This is a genomic window from Mesorhizobium sp. B2-5-11, from assembly GCF_006440835.1.
In the GTDB taxonomy this organism is placed as follows: domain Bacteria; phylum Pseudomonadota; class Alphaproteobacteria; order Rhizobiales; family Rhizobiaceae; genus Mesorhizobium.
Genome location: NZ_VFUK01000002.1, coordinates 308,384 through 329,234 on the forward strand (window position 1 = coordinate 308,384; position 20,851 = coordinate 329,234).

The following is a 20,851-nucleotide window of genomic DNA, read 5'->3' on the forward strand; positions in this document are numbered from 1 at the left end:
GTCTCCCCTGCCGCCGTCACTTGCCGGCCTTCGGTTTTTCGACATGGCCGCCGAATGCATAGCGCATGGCCGACAAGAGCTTGTCGGCGAATTCGGATTCGCCTTGCGAGGAGAAGCGGTCGAAGAGGGCCGAGGACAGCACCGGCGCCGGCACGCCGGTGTCGATGGCCGCTTTCAGGGTCCAGCGGCCTTCGCCGGAATCGGACACCCGGCCGCCAAACTGGGTCAGGCCGGGATCGCTCTTCAACGCGCCGGCGGTGAGATCAAGCAGCCACGAGCCGATGACGCTGCCGTGCCGCCAGACCTCGGCCACTTCGGCAAGGTCGATGTCAAACTGGTAGTATTCGGGGTTCTGCAACGGGCTGGTCTCGGCATCGGCCTCGCGCTTGACCTTGCCGGCATTGCCGGCCTTGAGAATATTCATGCCTTCGGCATAGGCGGCCATGACGCCGTACTCGATGCCGTTATGGACCATCTTGACGAAGTGGCCGGCGCCACTCGGGCCACAATGCAGATAGCCGAAGGGCGCCGTGCCGGCCGTCTTGTCGGGAGCGGGCGCACCCGCATCCGCGCCGGGCGCCAGCGTGGCGAAGACCGAATCGAGATGCCGGACCGCGTCATCGGGCCCGCCGATCATCAGGCAGTAGCCGCGATCCAGGCCCCAGACGCCGCCGCTGGTGCCGACATCGACATAGTTGAGGCCTTTGGCGGCGAGCTTGGCGGCCCGGTCGACGTCGTCGTGATAGTAGGAATTGCCGCCGTCGATGATGATGTCGCCGGGTTCCATCAGCGCCGCCACCTGATCGACGATCTTGCCGGTGATGGCCGCAGGCAGCATCAGCCACACGCAGCGCGGCTTGGCGAGCTTGCCGACGAATTCCGCCATCGATGCAGCCCCCGAGGCGCCGTCGCCGACCAGGGCCGCGACGCTTGCCGGGTTGATGTCGTAGACGACGCATTCGTGGCCGTCACGCATCAGGCGCCGGACCATGTTGGCGCCCATTCGGCCCAGTCCCATCATTCCGATCTGCATGGTCTCATCCTTGTGTCTTGAAGAGGATCTGTCGGGAAGGATCTACAGTCTGTCCTGTTCACCAATGATGACGGAGAAGTCGACATTCTCCCAATCGCCGCTGCCGGGCCAGAAAAAAGTGAAGATCAGCGTGCTCCCCTCGGGCAGGCCGGCGACCGGCAGATCAGCGAGGTGGATGCCGAAAGCATTCTCGCTGGTCGCGCTGTCATGCACGGCCGCCCAATTGTCGACGCTCCAATGGACGGTCGCCTTCGCCAAAAGCTCGAGGCGCATTGTCTTGCCGGCCGGCATGGAACGGATTTTGTTGTTGAAGCGCCATGTCCTGAACATCGAGACGATCTTTTTGTCGATGTAGCGTTCGACGCCTTGCGGCGGCATGTCGAACACCACGCCGTCGCGCAACGAGCGCAACAGCTTGATGTGCTCGGAATGCGCCCAGACCAGTGGCATGGCGCTGCCCGAGGGCTTGCCATGCAGCAGTTCGCGGTCGGGCAGGTCGGCACCGTCCCAGACCTGCTCCGGCAACAGGCCGCCCGGCCCGGCCGAGCCCTCCATTGCCGCAAGCAGCAAGGTCGCCTTGTCCTTGCGCCCAGCCGCCAACTCGTAATGGGCCCGTTCGCCGGCGAGCAGCGGCCAGGGGCGGCCTCGGCCGGTGCCGTCGAATGGCCCGCCGTCCTCGTGCTCGCCATAGCCGTCGCCGGTGTAGCGATACCAGAGCGGCCCCTGTGGCAGTTGGCGGCGCAGCTGCGCGTCGATGACCTTGACCGTGTCGACGATGCGCGGATCGTCGGCTGCCCTGAGGCCAAAGCGCACCAGCGCCAAGGCGTCCGGGCTGACGATTTCCTGCGCCGGCCGGTCGGCCTCGCCGGGCGGGCAGTTCTTGATCGGCACATAGCCGTCCTTCGGCGAACCGGCCTCGGCGCTGTCGGGCGGTGCGATGCGGACATAGTAACCCGCGACGCCGGCCGCCTCGCAACTTGCCGTGCCGGTGACATAGGTCCAGCGCTCGACCTGGTCATTCCAGCCGTCGGCGGTCTCGCGCAGATAGCTTGCTGCGTCCTGCTTGCCGCAGGCCTCCAGCATATCCGCGGCGGCAAGCAGCGCCGCGATCTCAACGGCGAGCGTGAACGGGCTGTAACCGGAATCCTCCTCCCAACGGTCCTCGCCGGTGACGGGTCCATTGCGCACGACATAGGCTGCGGCGCGCTCGATCATCGGCAGGAAGCCAGAGAGCATGGCGCGCGGCAAATGACCCTGCCGCCGCAGCGCATCTGCCAGCAGCAGCGGAAAGGCGCATTCGTCCATCTGGATGCCCGGCCAATAGGCTGTTCCATCGAGCCAGGCGTTCTGCGGCCAGTGGCCGTCCGGCTGCTGGATGGAGCAGAGATAGTCGAGGGTTTGCAGAGCCGAGGCGGCATCGCCGGCGGCGAGAAAGCCGCCCGCCGTCTCGACCAGATCGCGCGGCCAGACCAGATGGTAGCCGCCGAGATCGTCGTCGCCCTTGTCGAAGCCCCATGGGATGGACAGGCTGGCGACCGCCGCGCCTGGCATGAGGGATGACCGGTGCGTCGCCAGGACGGCGGTGGAGATCCTGTAGCTGTTCACTCCGGACGCGTCATGGCGATCCAGTCGCAGCAGGCCCGCCTGCCATTCGCGCCATTGTTCGGCGTAGGACATTGCCGCCGCCGCGAAACCCTGCCTGAGGCTGGCGAAGGCATTTCGAGCAGCCTCTTTGGGCGTCGCTCCGAAGCCCAGCGCCAGCACGGCTTTGGCGTCGTTGGCGGAAAACCCGATTTCGCCGGTCAGTGCGACATTGCCGTCCTCGGCTCGCTGAAAGGCTGGATCGAGCCGACCGGTGTTGCGCAGTTGCTGCCAGCCGTCGGAGACGCCGACATAGCCGGCCGAGCCGTTCCGCCAGGGCAGCGATGAGGCCAGCGCAAGGCAGGTGCCGCAGCCCGAGGCGAACAGCACAGGCTCTCCCTCATGGTCGCCGACCCAGGCGGTGTTGCCCATGCCGGCATTGACCAGATGCGGCGCCAGCAAGGCGTGGACGCGGTAGTCGCCCGGCGCGCCCTTGAGCGGCGTGAAGGTGATCTCCTGCAGCAAGGTGGGTCGTGCAGGGTCGGCCAGGATACGCTTCTCGATCCGGTAGGCGCCGTCATCAGCGGTGTTGATCAGCCTGTAGGCTGGCACGCCTTCTTCGAACGGTTCGATGCCATGCGCGGCATCACGTTTTTCTTCCGAGAAATATCCGTTCGGGCCGGTGACGATCAGGCCGAGGTCGCGGGTGCAGGCACTGTCGACACCGGGATAGTAGATCTCGTTCAGGATGCCATGGCTGACCGTGAACCAGACGCGGCTCGACGGCGAAAGCGCCGCGCCGACGCCGCTTTTGGCGCTTGACGTCCAGCGCGCCGGAATTCCCGGAGCCCCCGGGGGAACGATCGGCGTCACTGCCATGCGTCTGCGGCCTCCTGCCCGCATGCCTAGCCCATCCACCGAAGCCTTTTCAATCGTCGCACCGCAATGTGATCAGCGGCATCTTATGGATTGCAGTTGACAGCTCGCCGGCCTTCTGCACTTTTGTCTGACAATAGATAAAAAACAGGTACGCAAGCGCGATAGTCACCAGCAGCCATCAAGACCAGCAACTCGGGAGGAGTATGACATGAAGAAACTGTTCGTCCTGGGCACCCTTGCAGCGGTGCTCGCAGCCGGTACGGCGTTTGCCGACACCAGCGGCAAGAAGATCGCTTTCTCCAACAATTACGCCGGCAATTCGTGGCGGCAGGCGATGCTCGACAGCTACAACGCCGTCACCAAGAAGGCGGTGGCCGACAAGGTGGTCGGGGCCGCCGATGTCTTCACGACGGCCGACAAGGAAGTGCCGACCCAGGCAGCCCAGGTGCAAAACCTGATTCTACAGGGCTATGACGCCATCGTCATCAACGCCGCCTCGCCCGACGCGCTGAACGGTGCCGTCAAGCAGGCCTGCGACGCCGGCATCGTGGTCGTTTCCTTCGACGGCATCGTCACCGAACCCTGCGCCTACCGCGTCGTCGTCGACTATAAGGACATGGGCAAGCAGGAAGTCGAGCATATGGCCAAGTTCCAGCCCAAGGGCGGCAACCTGCTCGAGATCCGTGGCCTCGCCGGCACCTCGATCGACGACGCCATCCATGCCGGCATCCTCGAAGGCGTGGCCGCCCATCCCGAGTTCAAGATCGTCGGCTCGGTGACCGGCGACTGGGACCAGACGACGGCGCAGAAGGCGGTGGCGACCATCCTGCCCTCGCTGCCCGAAATCGTCGGCATCGTCGACCAGGGCGGTGACGGCTATGGCGCCGCGCAAGCCTTCGCCGCCGCCGGCAAGCCGCGCCCGACCATCATCATGGGCAACCGCCAGGACGAGCTGAAATGGTGGAAGGAACAGAAGGAAAAGGACGGCTACCAGACCTGGTCGGCCTCGATCGCGCCCGGTGTCTCGACGCTCGCCTTCTGGGTGGCGCAGCAAGTGCTCGACGGCCGCAAGGACATTCCCCACGACCTGCTGGTGCCGTATCTCGCCTTCACTCAGGACGATTTCGAGGCCGCTCTGCCGAAGATCAAGGAGGGCGGTGTCGCCACGCACGAATACACACAGGAAGATGCCATCGCGGCCATCAAAGCCAATATCAAGTGAATGTCGCACACGCGTTGCCGTGCACATCGCCGACCGGATATCGTTGAGCATGCCTGAAGGGAACGCGGACATCATCAGACTGAGCGGCGCCGAAAAACACTTCGGCGCCGTTCGCGCGCTTGGCGGCGTCGACTTCACTGTCGGGCCCGGCGAGTGCGTCGGCCTCGTCGGCCACAACGGCGCCGGCAAATCGACGCTCATGCACATGGTGGCGGGCACGCTGACACCCGACAGCGGAACGATCGGCGTGCATGGTGAGGCCGAGGAGAACTACTCGGTGTCGCGGGCACAGCAGCTCGGCATACGCTGCGTGTTCCAGGAATTGTCGCTGTGCCCCAATCTCAGCGTCGCCGAGAACACGCGCATCAACCACGCCTCGCTCACCGGCTTCGGCTGGCGGCGCAAGGCGGCCGAACTGATCACGGCCAAGCTGGACGAAATCTTTCCCGACCATGGCATCTCGGCGGCCGACATCGCCGGTGACCTTTCCATCGGACGGCGACAGATGGTGGAGGTGGCGCGCGCGTTCACGCTGAGCCGCGAGCCGCTGCACCTGGTTATCCTCGACGAGCCGACGTCCTCGCTCGACGCGCACACGGCGGGTCAGCTGCTTGCCTTCGTGCGCCGCTTCGTCGCGTCGGGCGGCAGCTGCATTCTCATCTCGCATGTGCTGGGCGAAGTGCTGCAGAACGCCGATCGCATCGTCGTGATGCGCGACGGCAAGGTTGTCGCCGCCGACGCGGCGAACGCTTTCGACCGCGATAGGCTGGTCGCCACCATGGGCGGCGCCGAAGGACATCGGAGGACCGCCACCGAAATCCGGAAAGCCGAGGCCGGCCCGTTGCGGGTGCGCGCACGGCCGGCGCGGCAGCAGGACGGCAAGGAGCTGGTGGCCCGCGCCGGCGAGATCATCGGACTTGCCGGCCTGGCCGGCCATGGCCAGACCGATCTGCTGCTGGCGATCTTCGCCGCGGCATCGCGCGCCAAGGCCGGCGTCGAGGTCACCGCACCGGTGGCGCTTGTGGCCGGCGACCGCCAGGCGGACGGCATCTTCCCGCAGTGGTCGATCGCTGAAAATATCGGCATCCGCTCGCTGGCTCGGCTGCGCAACGGGCTGTTGATCTCGCCTCGGCGCGAGGCCGAACTGGCCGGGTTCTGGCAAAAGAAGATCGGCATCCGCACGCCGGATATGAACAACAACATCTTTTCGCTGTCGGGCGGCAACCAGCAGAAGGCCTTGTTCGCCCGGGCTCTCGGCTCCGATGCCGGGATCGTGCTCATGGACGACCCGATGCGCGGCGTCGACATCGGCACCAAGCTCGAGGTTTACGATCTCGTGCGCGAGGAGGCCGGCAAAGGTCGCACCTTCCTCTGGTACACCACGGAAACGGAAGAACTCGACAATTGCGACCATGTCTATGTCTTCAAGAACGGCCGCATCGTCGCCAATCTGACGCGCGACGAGCTGACGGAAGAAAAGATCATCCAGTCCTCCTTCGGCGACGCGGCCTGAGATGACGGCCGTCTCTGTTCAAAACGGTTCGAAGACTTTTGGGAGCGGAGCGGCACGCGCCCGCCTGCTGCGCGGGCTGCTGCCGGCGCTGTCGCTGGTGCTGGTGCTGCTCGCCATCGCCTGGCTCAATCCGCGCGCCATCAGCTATTTCGGCTTCGGCCTGATGCTCAACCTGGCGATCCCGATCGCGCTGGCGACGATCGCGCAGATGTTCGTCATATCGGGCAACGAGCTGGACCTGTCGATCGGCACCTTTGTCGGTTTCGTCGGCTGCGTAACCGCGACCTGGTTGAAGGACGCACCGCTCATCGGCGTCCTCGTCCTGCTCGGATCGATCGGCGTCTATGCGCTGCTCGGCGCGCTGATCCACCTGCGCAATTTGCCATCGATCGTGGTGACGCTGGGCATGAGTTTCGTCTGGCAGGGGCTGGCCATCCTGGTGCTGCCCAAGCCGGGCGGCAAGGCGCCGGACTGGCTGCTGGCGATCATGGCGTTCAAGCCGCCCTTTGTGCCCTTCCCCATCATCGCGGCGCTGCTGATTGGCCTCATCGTCCATTTCGGCCTGATGCGCACCTCCTATGGCGTGATCCTGCGCGGCTCGGGCGGCAACCCGGCTGCGCTCAAACGTGCCGGCTGGTCGCTGCTCAAGACCAAGGTCGTGTTGTTCGCGCTGACGGGTCTGTTCGGCGTGCTGTCCGGCATGGCGCTGATCGGCATCACCACTTCGGCCGATGCCAATATCGGCAATGGCTACACGCTGCTTTCGATCGCCGGCGTCATCCTCGGCGGCGGCGAATTCGTCGGCGGACGCGTGTCGCCGATCGGCGCGGTAATCGGCGCGCTGACCTTGGCGCTGGCGGCATCGCCGCTGCTCACCTTCATGCACATCCCGCCCGACTGGCAGGTGGCGGCCAATGGCGCCATCCTGATCATCGTGCTGGCGGCGCGGGTGCTGATCAGCCGCAAGGAGAGGTGAGCGATGACGCTGGTTAGATCGCTGGCTGCCAAACCCTGGATCTGGTCGTTCGTCGGCGCGCTTGTGGTGTGGCTGGCGACGATCGCCTTCACCGGCGGCTATGGCGCCGGCGGCATGGTAACCGCTGCCCTTTCGCTCGCGGTGTTCACCGTTATCGTCGGCGTCGGCCAGATGTTCGTCATCACGCTTGGGCCGGGCAATGTCGACCTGTCGCTACCGGCCAATATCGGGCTCGCCAGCGCGGTGGCCATGAAGGTGATGGGCGGCAGCGATGCCATGATCGTGGTCGGGCTGCTGGCCGCGCTTGCCTGTGGTGCCGCGATCGGTGCCGTCAACTATCTGCTGATCTGGGCGCTGCGAATACCGCCGATCATCGCCACTTTGTCGGCGAGCTTCATCATCCAGTCGGTCGACATCAGCTATGGGCGCGGATTGCAGATCAAGCCGCCGCCGGGCTTTGCCGATTTCGCCAACCGGCAGGTTCTTGGCATTCCGGTGCTGGCGGTTCTCACCGTGCTGTTTACCATCGGTGCGGCCATCGCCTTGCAGCGCATGATCTATGGTCGCTCGGTGCTGGCGATAGGCCAGAACATCCGCGCCGCCTGGCTCGCCGGCGTCAATGTCGGCCGCGTCCGTTTCCTCACCTACACGCTGTCGGGCGCGCTCGGCGGCATCGACGGCGCGCTGCTCGCCGGTTATTTCCGCGGCGCCAATGTCGATATCGGCAACGAGTATTTGCTGGCTTCGATCGCCGTGGTGGTCATCGGCGGCACCTCGGTGGCCGGCGGCAAGGCCAATGTCCCCGGCGTCTGGGGCGCGGCGCTGTTCCTGGTGCTGCTTTTGACCATGCTCAACACATTCGGCGTCAGCGCCGGCGTGCGCCTGCTCTTGACCGGGCTGATCATCGTCGGCGTCATCACGGCGGCAGGCGGGGAGAAGGCGGTGCGGTGATATTCGCTTCTCTTCAACCGCAACTCGCCAGCGTGCCGTCTTACAGCCTGTCCTGACAAGTCCTGTGCCAGTGCGGCACGCGGTTCCCATTCGCGGCGCAGCCTAGTAAACCCTCCGGATCGCAGCCGGTGTCGGGAGGGTCAACTTGTCCAATTTTGTCAGCGTCGCCAGGGACAGCGACGTCGCCATCGTCACCATCGACAACCCGCCGGTCAACGCGCTGAGCTTTCATGTCCGCGAACCACTGATGCACGCGCTGGCTGCCTTGCGTGACGACGCATCGGTCGGAGCCATCGTCGTCGCGTGCGCGGGCCGGACCTTCGTCGCCGGCGCCGACATCACCGAATTCGGCAAGCCGGTGCAACAGCCCGAGCTGCGTGCCATCATTGGGACGCTGGAAACCATCGCCAAACCTACGGTCACCGCCATCCACGGCACCGCGCTGGGCGGCGGGCTGGAGCTGGCGCTCGGCTGTCACTTCCGCGTTGCCGATGCCGACGCCAGGCTCGGCCTGCCCGAGGTGAAGCTTGGACTGCTGCCGGGCGGCGGCGGCACGGTGCGGCTGCCGCGCCTCGTCGGCGCGATCAAAGCGCTCAGGATGATCGTTTCCGGTGCGCTGGTCGGTGCTGATGAGGCGCATGAAGCCGGACTGGTCGATGCTGTGTTCGAGAGTAACGTGATCACGCATGCCGTGAACTTCGCCAGGGAGATCGCTCGCAAGGGCGGGCCGTTCACGCCGGTGCGCGATCGCGATGACGAGATCAAGAAAACCGAGCTGGCCGCTTTCGATGCCGAGGCGGCGGATCTCGCCAGGAAGGCGCGCGGCCTCGACGCACCGATCGCTTGCGCGCAAGCGGTGCGCAACACCGTCACGATGTCGTTCGAGGAAGCTCTGGCTGCCGAACGCGCGCTGTTCATGAAGCTGGTTGCCGGCGATCAGTCGCGGGCGCAGCGGCATCTGTTCTTCGCCGAGCGTGAAGCCGCAAAGATCCCGGGCAAGGACCTTGTCCGGCGCAGGATCGCCCGCGTCGGCGTCATCGGCGCCGGCACGATGGGCGGCGGCATCGCCATGGCCTTCGTCAATGGCGGTTTTCCAGTCACCTTATTGGAGACCAGCGAGGAAGCCTTGCAGCGCGGGCTCGGCATGATCGACAAGAACTATGCCGTCTCGGTCTCGCGTGGCTCCTTGACCGAAGACGCCAAGCGCCAACGCCTCGCTCAATTCAAGGGCTCCACCGACTATTCCGACCTCGCCGATTGCGACCTGATCATCGAGGCGGTGTTCGAGGACATGGCGGTCAAGAAAGAGGTGTTCGGCAAGCTCGATGCCATGGCCAAGCCGGGAGCGATACTCGCCACCAACACCTCCTATCTCGACATCGACGAAATCGCCGCCTCGATCTCGCGCCCGCAAGACGTGCTCGGCCTGCACTTCTTCTCGCCGGCCAACGTCATGAAGCTGTTGGAAATCGTGCGCGCCGACAAGACCGCGCCCGACGCGCTGGCAACCGTAGTCGACTTGGCGCGGCGGATCGGCAAGGTGGCCGTCGTCGTCGGCGTCTGCCACGGCTTCGTCGGCAACCGCATGCTGGCTGCGCGCGGCTCCGAATCGGAAGCCTTGCTGCTGGAAGGCGCGACGCCCAGCCAGATCGACAAGGCCTTCACCGATTTCGGCTGGCCGATGGGGCCGTTCCAGATGGGCGATCTCGCCGGCCTCGACATTGGCTGGCGCAACCGCAAGGCGCGAGGCCAGACGGCCGTGATCGCCGACATGTTGTGCGAACAGGGGCGTTTCGGCCAGAAAACCGGTCGAGGATTTTATCTTTACGAGAACGGGTCACGTATGCCGGTCCGGGACCCGCAGGTCGAGGCGCTGATCCGCGGTAAGGCAGCCGAGAAGGGCATCGCGCCGCGCGAAATCAGCGCGGAAGAAATCATCGAGCGCACGCACTACCCACTGATCAATGAAGGAGCGAAAATCCTCGAAGAAGGGATAGCCGCCCGCGCCTCCGACATCGATGTCATCTGGGTCAACGGCTATGGCTTTCCCATCGGCAAGGGCGGTCCGATGTTCTGGGCCGGCCTCGAAGGCGCGCCCAGGATCGTCGAGCGGCTCGAATATTGGCACCAGCGGACGGGCAAGGATGTTTTCAAGCCGGCGCGGCTGCTGAAACGGATGGCCGAGACCGGCTCCTGGGAGGCTGGCGCAAGACCTTGATCGAAAGGCGGTTGAAGGCCGTCGGAATTATCTTATCCGCGCGTCGATGATTTCGACAAAGCGGGCAAAAAGGCCGGCCTGCGACTTGATCTTGAGCTTGCGATAGATGTTGCGGCGATGGACCTTCACCGTCCCCGGCACGATGCGCATGGCCCGGGCGATCGATTCGGTGGAATGCCCTTGCAGCACCAGGTCGACGACATGCTTTTCGCGCGGCGTCAGCGACAGGCTCTTCCAGATATGGGCGCGGTCGAACTCGTTGACCGCCGCCAACGCCTCGTCTTTTCTGGCCTCGGCCGGCTCGTCTGCGGGAAGGGCGGGCCAGCGCAATCGGGCGAAGGCGACCACCGCCGGCGCCATGTCGCGCAGCAGTCTGGCGTCGGCGGTTCCGAATGGACCCGAAGCGCTGAGCCGCATCAGCGACAGCACCAGCGCGTCCTTGCCCGGCAGCGGCACGAAGAAGCCGACCTCCTCGGCCAGCCTGGTCTGGCTGTAGTAGGAGCGAAAATATTCGCTGGCGTAGAAGCGGTCGGGCGCCAGCTCGCGCATGCGCCAGAACCCTTCCTTGCGCTCGACCGCCGCATGGTGGAACGGATCCAGCAGGTATGGGCCTTCCTGGTAAAGCGCAACGAAGACATGGCTCTCGGCCGACGAGAAGGTCTCGAACAGCAGCGGCGGGCGTGCAGCGCCGCGATAGCCGAAGACCACGCAGTGGTCGAAGCCGACATGCTGCCGCAGCCAAGCGACCATCGCCTTGCCGAAGACGTCGCCGCTAGTCTCCCGCGTCGCCGCGACCAGCGCGGCGAGCTGGCTGTAGTCGTCGCTGCGGGACATACAATACCCCCTTAAACGAGAAAATAGGTCAGATATACCACCTGCGAGGTATATACTAGCTGCCATTAGCTCTGGTAGCGTCCCGAAATCGCATCGTCCTGCCGCTGGAGCCCGCAGCCTTGACCGCAGTGCCCGACATCGAGTTTCGCGGCGTCACCAAGCGCTATGGCGCGGTGACCGCGGTCAGCGGCATCGATCTGGCCGTGCCGCCCTCCGCCTTCGTCGCCCTGCTCGGACCATCGGGCTGCGGCAAGACGACCTGCCTGCGCATGATCGGTGGCTTCGAACAGCCGAGCGAGGGCAAGGTGTCCATCCGCGGCCAGGACATGGCCGGCACGCCGCCTTACAGGCGGCCTGTCAACATGGTGTTCCAGCAATATGCGCTGTTCCCGCATCTGGATGTGAACGACAATGTCGCCTACGGGTTGCGCCAGGCACGACCGCGGCTGTCGTCGCGCGAGATCGGCCTGCGGGCAGGCAAGGCGCTGGAAATGGTGCGGCTCGCCGGTTATGGCGGCCGCAAGGTCCACGAACTGTCCGGCGGCCAGCAGCAGCGCGTCGCTCTCGCCCGCGCGCTGGTCAACAAACCGGCGGTGCTGCTGCTCGACGAACCGCTGGCGGCGCTCGACAAGAAGCTGCGCACCGACATGCAGATCGAATTGCAGAACCTGCAGCGTGAGATCGGCATCACCTTCGTTCTGGTCACCCACGACCAGGAGGAGGCGCTGTCGATGAGCGATTTCGTCTGCGTCATGAATGGCGGCCGCATCGTGCAGCTCGGGCAGCCGAGCGAGATTTATGACGAGCCGGCCGACCTGTTCGTCGCCGATTTCGTCGGCAAGACCAATCTCTTGAGCGGCACCGTCGCAGGGCAGTCGGGCGATCTGGTGGATGTGAAGCTGGCCGATGGCACCGTCATCGCGGCGCGCAAGCGGGTGGATTTGCGGCAGGGCGAAACCGTTTCGGTCAGCCTGCGTCCTGAATCGCTCAGCCTTGGTGGTCCGACTAGCGGCCCGCTCAAGGGCATCGTCCGCAACCGGATCTTTCTGGGCTCCACGGCGGAATACGCAGTCGAGGTCCAGGGCATCGGAACGCTGCTGGCCAAGGCCGACCACATGATCGGCCAGGGCAATCTCTTCAAGCCGGGTGAACCCGTCGCCATCGGCTTTGCCGCCGGAACGCCGTTGGCGTTCGCGGATCCAAAGAACAACGGGACCAACCAGAGGGTAGAAAAACATGTCGAAATCATATCGTGACGGACTGCCGATAAGCCCCGAGAATTTCGTCGACCAGCTGATGCGCCTCAAGCGCGGCTCGATCGGCCGCCGCGACTTCCTTGGCCTCACCGGCCTCGGCATCGCGACGGCGGTGATGGCGCGCGAGATCGGCATCATGCCGACGTCGGCCTTTGCCGCCGAGAACCTCGGCGACCGCATGTCGATTGCCACCTGGCCCAACTATCACGACCCGCAGACCTTCGAGAATTTCAAGAAGGACACAGGCGTGGCCGTCGAGGTCAACGTGTTCGGCTCGAATGAGGAGATGCTGGCCAAATTGCAGGCCGGGGCGTCGGGCTGGAGCCTGTTCGTGCCGACCAACTACACGATCTCGACCTACAAGAAGCTCGGCATCATCGAGCCGCTCGACATGGCCAAGCTGCCGAATTTCGACGGCACGCAGGAAGATCCGCGCTTCACCTCGGAAGGCACGATCGACAGCACCATCTATGCGGTGCCGAAGAACTGGGGCACCACTGGCTTTGCCGTCAACACCAAGAAGCTGACCAAGCCGATGACGAGCTGGAAGGAGTTCTGGGACACGGCCATGGCGGAAGGCGATGGCCGCACTATGGTGCACGACTATCAGCTGACCACGATCGGCAATGCGCTGAAATATTATGGCTACTCCTTCAACTCGCTGAAGCAGGACGAGCTCGCCAAGGCCGAGGAATTGCTGCTCAAGGTCAAGCCGCATCTGTTCGCGGTGTCTTCCGACTACCAGCCGGGCATGCGCGCGGGCGATGCCTGGATGACAATGTGCTGGACCAATGACGGTGCGCAGCTCCATCGCGACATTCCGGAGATCGCCTATGTGCTGGGCAAGGAAGGCGGCGAGATCTGGACCGACTTCTACGCCATCCCGAAGGACGCGCCGAACAAGCCGGCCGGCTACGCCCTGCTCAACTATCTGATGAACCCGCAGGTCGCGGTCAAGGAGCACCTCGCCAACGGCGCGCCTTCCACCGACGCCCGCGTCAACAAGCTGCTGCCGAAGGAGGTGCTGGACAATCCGATCCTCTATCCGGCGGCCGACCTGTTGACGCCGCTGGAATTTGGCGCTGCGGCAACGCTGACCGATCCGGGTCGCGCCGAGCTGATGGCGCGCTTCAAGTCTGCTTGAGCCAGGCGGGGCGACAAATCCCATTCGAGACAAACTTGACCGGCGGGCCCAGACCCGCCGGCACCGGGGCAATCCTTCGATGCGCGGCATTCGCAAAAATCTGCTGACGGCCATGCTGCTCGGGCCGGCGGCCGCGTGGCTCGTCGTGTTCCTGGTGCTGCCGTTCATGGCCATCGCCGTCTTCAGCGTCGGCGAGCGGGCGCCGGAGGGCGGCTATCAGGCGGCCTTCACGCTGGCGCAATATGCCAATCTTCCGGCGCGGGCGACCGCGTTCTGGAACACGATGGTGCTGGCTCCGGTGGGCGCGCTCGCCTGTCTGCTCGTGGCCTATCCCGTCGCCTATTACCTCGCCCTGCGGGCGCCGCAGCGCTGGCGGTTGATCCTGCTCGCGCTGGTCGTCATACCGTTCTGGACCAGCCTTTTGATGCGTACCTATGCCTGGATGTACATTTTGGGTGGACGCGGCATCCCGGCGCTGCTCGCCTTTGTCGGCATCGAGGACGTCAGGCTGATCAACACGCCGGGCGCCGTCCTGCTCGGCATCGTCTATGGCTATCTGCCGCTGATGATCCTGCCGATCTATGTCAGCCTCGAGCGGCTCGATCGCCGCCTGCTGGAGGCCTCCGCCGATCTCGGCGCGACGCCGCTCTCCACTTTCTTGGGCGTGACCTTGAAACTGTCGCTGCCCGGCGTGATGACCGGCTTCTCGCTGGTGATGATCCTGCTGCTCGGCGAATACCTGATCCCGACGCTGCTTGGCGGCGGCAAGGTGTTCTTCATCGGCAATGCGCTGGTCGACCTGTTCCTGCAGTCGCGCAACTGGCCGTTCGGATCGGCCATCGCGATCACGCTGGTGCTGGTTTCGGTTGTAGTGCTGATTGCCGCCAACCGCATCTCGACCCGCGTCTCGGGCGCCCGCCGGGTGGATCTGATCTGATGCGCGTCTTCGTCGTAGCCGTCTTCGCCTTCCTCTATCTGCCGATCGCGTTGGTCGTGCTGTTCTCCTTCAACGCCGGCCATCATGCCAGCGAGTTCACCGGTTTTTCGGTGCAATGGTACGGCAAGGCGCTGGCGAACCCATTCCTGGTCGAGGCGCTGAAGAACAGCCTGTTCATCGCCACCACCAGCGCCTTGCTGGCGGCGGTGTTCGGCACCGCGGCCGCGCTCGGCCTGGCACGCGTCGGGGTGCGGACCCGCGCCGTCTTCGACGCCTTGCTTGGAGCCGCAATCGTCGTTCCCGGCGTCGTCATCGGCATTTCGACACTGGTCGCACTCGTCCAGCTGTTCGCCGTCGTCAATCCGTTCCTCGCCTCGATCTGGCCGGACGATCAGCCGCCGCGCCTGTCGCTCGGCTATGGTTCGATCATCGCCGCGCACGGCCTGTTTTCGATGGCGCTGGTGACGATGATCGTCGGCACGCGGCTGGGCAGCCTTGATCGCAACTTGGTCGAGGCATCCAGCGATCTCTACGCCACGCCGCTGACGACGTTCCGTTCCATCGTCCTGCCGCAGATCTTGCCGGCGGTGGTCGCCGGCTTCCTGCTCGCCTTCACCTTCTCCTTCGACGATTTCATCGTCGCCTTCTTCGTCGCCGGCGCGCAGACGACGCTGCCGATCTATGTCTTTGCGTCGATCCGGCGCGGGGTGACGCCGGAGATCAATGCCATCGCGACGATCGTGCTCGTCGCCTCCGTCCTGCTCGTGGTGCTTGCCCAATGGCAGCTGCGCCAGCGCAAGCCGTCAAACTAAAGGTCGCATCATGATCCTCGAAGACCGCATCGCCGTGGTGACAGGCGCCGGTTCCGGCATCGGGCGCGCCGGCGCCATGATCATGGCCAGAGAAGGCGCGGTGGTCGTCATCGCGGACAGGGATCGGACCAGCGGCGAGGCGACGGCTTCGGATATACGCGCCGCGGGCGGCCGGGCGGAGGCGGTCGCCACCGACGTCTCGGACGACAATGCGGTCGAGCAGCTCCTTGCCGGCACGCTCAACCGGCATGGGCGCATCGACATCCTGCACAATCATGCCGGCATCCAGGTCGGCGGCACGCTGACCGAGGTCGAGGTCGGCGGCATGGATGCCTCCTGGCGGGTCAATGTGCGGGCGCAGTTCCTGGCGGCAAGGATCGTCATGCCATCGATGGTCGCGCAGGGCGGCGGCGTCATCCTTAATACGGCTTCGAATTCAGGCGTGTTCTACGACCGCGAGATGATCGCCTATGCGACCTCGAAACATGCCGTGGTGGCGATGACCAGGCAGATGTCGCTCGACTATGCCCGCCACAATGTGCGCGTCAACGCGCTCTGCCCCGGCTGGGTCGACACGCCGTTCAATGGACCGTTCATCGCCCAGATGGGCGGACGCGAGGCAATCGAAGCCTATGTCCGCACCAAGATCCCGATGGGCCGCTGGGCCAGCGCCGAGGAGATCGCCGAGGCGATCCTCTTCCTCGTGTCCGATCGGTCATCCTTCATGACCGGCCAGGCGTTGGTGATCGACGGTGGCGAAAGCATCGGCTGAATCAGCCGTCTGGGCCTTCGGCCGATTGGTGAAAAGCGCCGTCGCCTGCGCGTTCTGGGCCAGAGCCGCGGCGCCGGCCGGCAGCGCCGAAATCAACTCTGACCGACAGTTCGGACCATGGTCTGACCGGCATGGGACTTCAGTACCACAGCCGTTCAAAAACGTCGATTTCTGTTGGATATCAATCAGTTGCCGTACCGACAGGTTGCCCCTGCTCTCTTATTGAGACAGTCTTTGTCTAAAGTTTACTGCGCATAATTAGCGGCTTCTCATACGAACTTACGATAGCAGCGGGCGCAGAGCGGCGTTTCCCCAGGAGACTGACATGACAAACCGGAAAACTGTGTTGGCGGCGCTAGCCGCACTGGCGCTTCTGGCGTCTCCGGCACTGGCCGGCAATGGACACGGCGGAGGCCATGGTGGTGGTCACAGCGGCGGCAATGGCAATGGTGGCGCCCACGGCAACAGCGGCGCTACGCACGGTAAGTCCTCGTCGGCCCGCGGGCAGGTAGCCAAGGCGACAAGGGACGCAACGATCACGGTCGATACGAAGACAAAGGTTTCGTCCCTGCCCAAGGAAAAGAACCTCCACGCCAAGCTCGGCCGGCTGAACTCGCTCCAGCGCAACGTCAACGCCTATATGAATTCCAAGAGCAGGAAATTCGCTGCGCTTCAGGCCTTCGTGGCGCAGTCGGCAAAAGCCAAGGTCGCACAAACCCAGCTGGATGCCCTGAATTCACAGCTGGACGCACTGACATCTCTGACGCCGGACCAGATCGCCGCCATGACCCCCGAGGAGCAGGCGGCCCTGCCTGGACAGATATCGGCTCTGCAGGACCAGATCGCCGCACAGCAGGAAGCGGTCGATGAGGCGGCGGTCGGCACCGACCCGGCCGCACTCGACGCGGCGTTGACCGATATGGCCAACAAGCCCGTCGACGCCGAGGTCACCGCTTGGGCCCAAGGCGTCCTTGCCGGCAAGATCGACGAGACGGCCGCTGCAATGCAACCGACGCCCTAGCATCGCCAAGAACGACGGGGCATCCGGCCTCACATGTGTTTGCGGCCAACCGCTTCGTGGCCGATGTCTTGTCCGATCACCTCAAGCTGCGGCGGCTGCTGGCATGGATGCCGCGGCCGCCAACGTCTTCGGCTGCGGCAATCGTTGCGCGAATATCTGAAAATACTCGACCAGTTCGAAAGCCGGCAGTATTAGATTACTGCCGATCTGCTTCGCGTCCATCTGCGGCTCTCGCAAACTGCGACCGCAAGCGGCCGGCCGCGGCGCTCCCGCGCCGTTCGGCATGATCAGCCGGCCGGAATGAAGAGGAAATAATTGACGCGTAAAGCCAGCCCGACCATCGCGCTGTTCCCCGAAGCAGGCTTCGGCGCGGCGCTGAATTGCGTCGGCATCGCGCGGGCCGTGCGGGGCCCCGCCTTCATCTTCCATGCCGGCCTTTCCGGCGTCTTTGCCGACAAGCTGCCGGCGCGCTTCATCGTCAATGTCGGCGGCCTGCGCGACGCTTACCGAGCGGTGCCCGACAATGTCTATCTCGGCGCCTGGTTTCCGCAGTCCTCGGCGGTGGCGAAGTTGGATTTGTTCATCCACCACGGCGGCAACACCGGCTTTTGCGAGGCGCTGCGCTTCTGTGTGGCGTCGCTGATCATGCCCTATTGCCGGGACGGCCACGACAATGCACCTCGCGCCGAAGAGACCGGCACCGGCGATCATATTGGCCGGGACGGCTGGACCGAAGGAGGATTGGAGAGAGCCATTCCCGGCCTGCTGGCCGACGACGCCATGCGCGCCCGCCTCAAGGGAAATGCAGCCAGATGGCGCTGACACCCAGAACGTGGCCGCGCAAGCCATACTCTCTCTGATACGGACTTGAACGAAATGCTTGAGAAGAACACGAATACCGCGCCCTTCAGCGATCCCAAGGCATGGTTGGCGCAGCACGGCATCAACGAGGTCGAATGCCTGGTGCCCGACATGAACGGCGTGCTGCGCGGCAAGGCGCTGCCGACGGCAAAATTCCTCGCGGCGCTGGAAGACCGCGCGCTTTATCTGCCGAGCAGCGCCTTCCTGGTCAGCATAGACGGGCGCTATTCCGGTTCCATCGACGAGGGTTTTGCGTATTCGGACCCCGACATGCGCATGGTGCCCGATGTCTCGACGCTTTGCCTGGCGCCGGGCGCCGGCGCTGGCAAGGCCTACGTCTTCGCCGACGCCTTCCACATGGACGGCCGGCCATGGATGGGCTCGCCGCGCCATGTTCTGCGCGCCGTGCTCGATCTCTACCGGCAGCGCGGCTGGCGGGCGGTAGTGGCGCCGGAGCTCGAATTCTACCTGACCGCGCCCAATCCCGATCCCGACAAGCCGCTGACCGCGCCGACCGGCGGCAATGGCCGCGCCGAGGCCGTGCAGCATCCCTATGACATGGCGGCGCTCGAGGAATATGAACCGGTGGTCCGTCGCGTCTATGACTATGCGGAGGCGGCCGGACTGCCGCTCGATACGCTGATTCATGAATCGGGACCGGGGCAGTTGGAGATCAACTTCCTGCATGGCGACGCGCTGCCGCTGGCCGACAAGGTGCTGCTGTTCAAACGGCTGACGCGCCAAGCCGCCCAGCAAGACGGCATGTATGCGACCTTCATGGCCAAGCCGATCGCCGCACAGGCCGGCAGCTCGATGCATCTGCACATGTCAGTCATCGACGAGGCCGGCAACACGTTGTTTGCCGGCAGCGATGATGCCGATACCGCGATGTTCGGTTATTTCATCGGCGGCCTGCAAAAATACATTCCCGAAATCATGCCGCTGTTCGCGCCCAACGTGAATTCGTTCCGACGCGTTAGACCAAACCACAGCGCGCCGGCCAACATCGAATGGTCGCATGACAACCGTTCCTGCGGCCTGCGCGTGCCGGCCGGCGGGCGCGCCGCGCGGCGGGTGGAGAACCGGCTGCCGGGTGCCGATTGCAATCCGTATCTGGCGATCGCCGGCTCGCTTCTGGCCGGCTATCTGGGCGTCGAACAGAAGCTGGCGCGCTCGGCGGAAGCATCCGGAAATGCCTACAAGATCAAGAGCACGCTGCCGAAAACGATGGAGGAGGCGCTGGATCGTTTCGAGGCCTGTGAACCGGTGCGCAAACTGCTCGGCGAGGACTTCTTCCAGACCTATCTGCGCGTGAAATGCGTCGAGCTCGACCTGTTCCAGAGCGTGGTGACGAGCTGGGAACGCGACCACCTGCTCTTGAAGGTGTGATCATGGCATCTTCAACGGGTTTCAATTCCGGTCTCGACATCGGCAAGTCCTACTATGTCGCCACCGCCAATCCGGCGCCGGACCATCCGGCACTTATCGGCGATGTCGAGGCCGACCTGGTGGTCGTCGGCGGCGGCTGCACCGGTCTGTCGGCCGCTCTTCACGCCGCCGAACGCGGCTTGAAGGTGGTGCTGCTGGAAGGCGGCAAGATTGGCTGGGGCGCTTCGGGCCGCAATGGCGGCCAGATGATCCCCGGCCTGCGCAAGGGCGCCAAGGGCCTGGTCAAGCTTTATGGGCCTGAACGGGCAAAGGCGCTGTTCGATCTCGCCTTCGAGGCGCGCAGCCTGGTGCTCGACATTATCGAGCGCCATACGATCGACTGCGATCTCAGGCTGACCGGCCATCTGGTCGGCGCGGTCAACGGCTCCGATCTCAGGGATTTGGAGGAAGAGGCGAAATGCCTCGAGAGCGTGATGAAATTCCGCGACCTCGAGATCCTGTCGGCGGCGCAGGCCCGGGCCAAGGTCGACACGCCCTATCACGGCGCGATGTACGAGCCGCTCGGCGGCCACATGCATCCCTTGAATTACACGCTCGGGCTTGCCCGCGCTGCAAGCGCGGCCGGCGTCGTCATCCACGAGAATTCGGTGGCCGTGCGGCTTGAGCGCGAGCCTTCGATCCGGGTCTCGACGTCAAAAGGATCGGTGCGCGCAAAGCATGTCGTGCTGGCTGGCGACGCGCTGCTCAATGGGCTGGAGCCGCGCGTCAACAGCCGCATCATGCCGGTCGGCAACTACATCGTCGCCACCGAGCCGCTGGAGGGCTCCCGCAACGTCATTCCTGCCAATGTCGCGGTGTCGGACACGCGCTTCGTCGTCAACTATTACCGCATGTCGGCCGACGGTCGCCTGCTGTTCGGCGGCGGCGAGCGCTACACGCCGTCGCCGCCGGCCGATATTGCCGGTTTCGTGCGGCCGCACATGGAAGGCACCTTCCCGCAGCTCAAGGGCTGCCGGATCGACCATGCCTGGGGTGGGCTGGTGTCGGTGACGACGTCGCGACTGCCGCATGTCGGGCACTATGGCGAGGTCTATTACGCGCACGGCTATTCCGGCAAGGGCGTCATCCTGTCGACCCTGTCGGGCAAGCTGCTCGCCGAAGCCATCACCGGCGACGCCTCGCGGCTGGACCTGTTCTCGACGCTGACCCCGATGCCCTTCCCCGGAGGCACGGCGCTGCGCGGGCCGCTCTATGTGCTGGGAATGCTGTGGTATGCGATGAGGGATCGGATGAAGCATTGAGCTCGCGGCCAACCCGCTGATCGTGGCGCTGCATCCAAGCGTGATTCGCCAGCAGGGGCAGGAGAGCTGTGGCTGGGTGGTTAAGTTCGCGCAGGCGCTTGACGAAATGTCGGCGCCAAGCGAACCGAGCTACGACATTGCGCGACCTGCA

17 protein-coding genes and 1 pseudogene are annotated in these 20,851 nt (G+C 64.7%); 14 read left to right on the forward strand and 4 right to left on the reverse strand.

Annotation, left to right across the window (positions count from 1 at the left end; translation table 11 throughout):
- Positions 1–16 precede the first annotated feature (16 nt).
- Both gnd and FJ490_RS08680 read right to left on the reverse strand, forming a co-directional pair.
- On the reverse strand, positions 17–1,033 hold the full coding sequence (gene gnd / locus FJ490_RS08675) for a phosphogluconate dehydrogenase (NAD(+)-dependent, decarboxylating) (RefSeq protein ID WP_140492606.1): 1,017 nt from the start codon (positions 1,031–1,033) through the stop codon (positions 17–19).
- Positions 1,034–1,075: 42 nt separating this feature from the next.
- Positions 1,076–3,493, reverse strand: a complete 2,418-nt coding sequence (locus FJ490_RS08680; RefSeq protein ID WP_140728668.1) for a glucan 1,4-alpha-glucosidase — start codon at positions 3,491–3,493, stop codon at positions 1,076–1,078.
- A 208-nt stretch (positions 3,494–3,701) separates the two neighbouring features.
- Here FJ490_RS08680 and FJ490_RS08685 point away from each other — a divergent pair, with 208 nt between their 5' ends.
- The 5 genes from FJ490_RS08685 to FJ490_RS08705 all read left to right on the forward strand — a co-directional run bounded on the left by FJ490_RS08685 (position 3,702) and on the right by FJ490_RS08705 (position 10,373).
- Positions 3,702–4,715, forward strand: coding sequence for an ABC transporter substrate-binding protein (locus FJ490_RS08685; protein WP_140728669.1), 1,014 nt, complete (start codon positions 3,702–3,704; stop codon positions 4,713–4,715).
- Between the two features lie 49 nt (positions 4,716–4,764).
- Entirely contained in the window at positions 4,765–6,228 is a 1,464-nt protein-coding gene (locus tag FJ490_RS08690) for a sugar ABC transporter ATP-binding protein (protein ID WP_140554823.1), read from the forward strand.
- Position 6,229: 1 nt separating this feature from the next.
- Positions 6,230–7,204 (forward strand): ABC transporter permease, encoded by a 975-nt coding sequence (locus FJ490_RS08695; RefSeq protein ID WP_140559250.1) that lies wholly within the window; start codon positions 6,230–6,232, stop codon positions 7,202–7,204.
- Between the two features lie 3 nt (positions 7,205–7,207).
- The gene (locus tag FJ490_RS08700; RefSeq protein ID WP_140554821.1) at positions 7,208–8,155 is read left to right on the forward strand and encodes an ABC transporter permease; all 948 of its coding nucleotides are present in this window, start codon (positions 7,208–7,210) and stop codon (positions 8,153–8,155) included.
- A gap of 145 nt (positions 8,156–8,300) precedes the next feature.
- Entirely contained in the window at positions 8,301–10,373 is a 2,073-nt protein-coding gene (locus FJ490_RS08705) for a 3-hydroxyacyl-CoA dehydrogenase NAD-binding domain-containing protein (protein ID WP_140728670.1), read from the forward strand.
- A gap of 27 nt (positions 10,374–10,400) precedes the next feature.
- Here FJ490_RS08705 and FJ490_RS08710 read toward each other — a convergent pair whose 3' ends face one another.
- Entirely contained in the window at positions 10,401–11,207 is an 807-nt protein-coding gene (locus tag FJ490_RS08710) for a LuxR C-terminal-related transcriptional regulator (protein WP_140685397.1), read from the reverse strand.
- Positions 11,208–11,326: 119 nt separating this feature from the next.
- On the opposite strand from FJ490_RS08710, the gene FJ490_RS08715 reads away from it, so the two are divergent.
- From FJ490_RS08715 to FJ490_RS08740, 6 genes are all read left to right on the forward strand, one after another.
- Complete coding sequence (locus FJ490_RS08715) at positions 11,327–12,463, forward strand: ABC transporter ATP-binding protein (RefSeq protein WP_140728671.1); 1,137 nt, start codon at positions 11,327–11,329, stop codon at positions 12,461–12,463.
- Complete coding sequence (locus FJ490_RS08720; RefSeq protein WP_140524650.1) at positions 12,444–13,607, forward strand: spermidine/putrescine ABC transporter substrate-binding protein; 1,164 nt, start codon at positions 12,444–12,446, stop codon at positions 13,605–13,607. Before FJ490_RS08715 ends, FJ490_RS08720 begins: the two co-directional genes overlap by 20 nt.
- 79 nt (positions 13,608–13,686) lie before the next feature.
- Entirely contained in the window at positions 13,687–14,544 is an 858-nt protein-coding gene (locus tag FJ490_RS08725; RefSeq protein ID WP_140492578.1) for an ABC transporter permease, read from the forward strand.
- On the forward strand, positions 14,544–15,356 hold the full coding sequence (locus tag FJ490_RS08730; RefSeq protein ID WP_140654964.1) for an ABC transporter permease: 813 nt from the start codon (positions 14,544–14,546) through the stop codon (positions 15,354–15,356). The genes FJ490_RS08725 and FJ490_RS08730 overlap by 1 nt, the downstream gene beginning before the upstream one ends.
- Positions 15,357–15,366: 10 nt before the next feature.
- Entirely contained in the window at positions 15,367–16,128 is a 762-nt protein-coding gene (locus FJ490_RS08735; RefSeq protein ID WP_140580185.1) for a glucose 1-dehydrogenase, read from the forward strand.
- A 325-nt stretch (positions 16,129–16,453) separates the two neighbouring features.
- Positions 16,454–17,149 (forward strand): hypothetical protein, encoded by a 696-nt coding sequence (locus FJ490_RS08740; RefSeq protein ID WP_140728672.1) that lies wholly within the window; start codon positions 16,454–16,456, stop codon positions 17,147–17,149.
- An 81-nt stretch (positions 17,150–17,230) separates the two neighbouring features.
- Here FJ490_RS08740 and FJ490_RS32635 read toward each other — a convergent pair whose 3' ends face one another.
- Positions 17,231–17,371, reverse strand: a complete 141-nt coding sequence (locus tag FJ490_RS32635) for a hypothetical protein (protein ID WP_181165199.1) — start codon at positions 17,369–17,371, stop codon at positions 17,231–17,233.
- Between the two features lie 222 nt (positions 17,372–17,593).
- Between FJ490_RS32635 and FJ490_RS08745 the strand changes: the two are divergent.
- The 3 genes and pseudogenes from FJ490_RS08745 to FJ490_RS08755 form a co-directional block, all read left to right on the forward strand.
- Positions 17,594–17,971 (forward strand): annotated as a pseudogene (locus tag FJ490_RS08745) (nucleotide disphospho-sugar-binding domain-containing protein); the annotation flags it as partial.
- Positions 17,972–18,025: 54 nt separating this feature from the next.
- A complete protein-coding gene (locus FJ490_RS08750) occupies positions 18,026–19,399 on the forward strand; it encodes a glutamine synthetase family protein (protein WP_140728800.1) in 1,374 nt (457 codons plus the stop codon).
- A gap of 2 nt (positions 19,400–19,401) precedes the next feature.
- The gene (locus FJ490_RS08755) at positions 19,402–20,700 is read left to right on the forward strand and encodes an FAD-binding oxidoreductase (protein WP_181165198.1); all 1,299 of its coding nucleotides are present in this window, start codon (positions 19,402–19,404) and stop codon (positions 20,698–20,700) included.
- The last annotated feature ends 151 nt before the right edge of the window (positions 20,701–20,851 follow it).

Coding starts and splice junctions, on each gene's coding strand:
- FJ490_RS08730 (WP_140654964.1), top strand. CDS start 14,544: ATGCGCGTCTTCGTCGTAGCCGTCTTCGCCTTCCTCTATCTGCCGATC.
- FJ490_RS08680 (WP_140728668.1), bottom strand. CDS start 3,493: ATGGCAGTGACGCCGATCGTTCCCCCGGGGGCTCCGGGAATTCCGGCG.
- FJ490_RS08700 (WP_140554821.1), top strand. CDS start 7,208: ATGACGCTGGTTAGATCGCTGGCTGCCAAACCCTGGATCTGGTCGTTC.
- FJ490_RS08735 (WP_140580185.1), top strand. CDS start 15,367: ATGATCCTCGAAGACCGCATCGCCGTGGTGACAGGCGCCGGTTCCGGC.
- FJ490_RS32635 (WP_181165199.1), bottom strand. CDS start 17,371: ATGGACGCGAAGCAGATCGGCAGTAATCTAATACTGCCGGCTTTCGAA.
- FJ490_RS08720 (WP_140524650.1), top strand. CDS start 12,444: ATGTCGAAATCATATCGTGACGGACTGCCGATAAGCCCCGAGAATTTC.
- FJ490_RS08695 (WP_140559250.1), top strand. CDS start 6,230: ATGACGGCCGTCTCTGTTCAAAACGGTTCGAAGACTTTTGGGAGCGGA.
- FJ490_RS08690 (WP_140554823.1), top strand. CDS start 4,765: ATGCCTGAAGGGAACGCGGACATCATCAGACTGAGCGGCGCCGAAAAA.
- FJ490_RS08750 (WP_140728800.1), top strand. CDS start 18,026: ATGCTTGAGAAGAACACGAATACCGCGCCCTTCAGCGATCCCAAGGCA.
- FJ490_RS08685 (WP_140728669.1), top strand. CDS start 3,702: ATGAAGAAACTGTTCGTCCTGGGCACCCTTGCAGCGGTGCTCGCAGCC.
- FJ490_RS08755 (WP_181165198.1), top strand. CDS start 19,402: ATGGCATCTTCAACGGGTTTCAATTCCGGTCTCGACATCGGCAAGTCC.
- gnd (WP_140492606.1), bottom strand. CDS start 1,033: ATGCAGATCGGAATGATGGGACTGGGCCGAATGGGCGCCAACATGGTC.
- FJ490_RS08725 (WP_140492578.1), top strand. CDS start 13,687: ATGCGCGGCATTCGCAAAAATCTGCTGACGGCCATGCTGCTCGGGCCG.
- FJ490_RS08710 (WP_140685397.1), bottom strand. CDS start 11,207: ATGTCCCGCAGCGACGACTACAGCCAGCTCGCCGCGCTGGTCGCGGCG.
- FJ490_RS08740 (WP_140728672.1), top strand. CDS start 16,454: ATGACAAACCGGAAAACTGTGTTGGCGGCGCTAGCCGCACTGGCGCTT.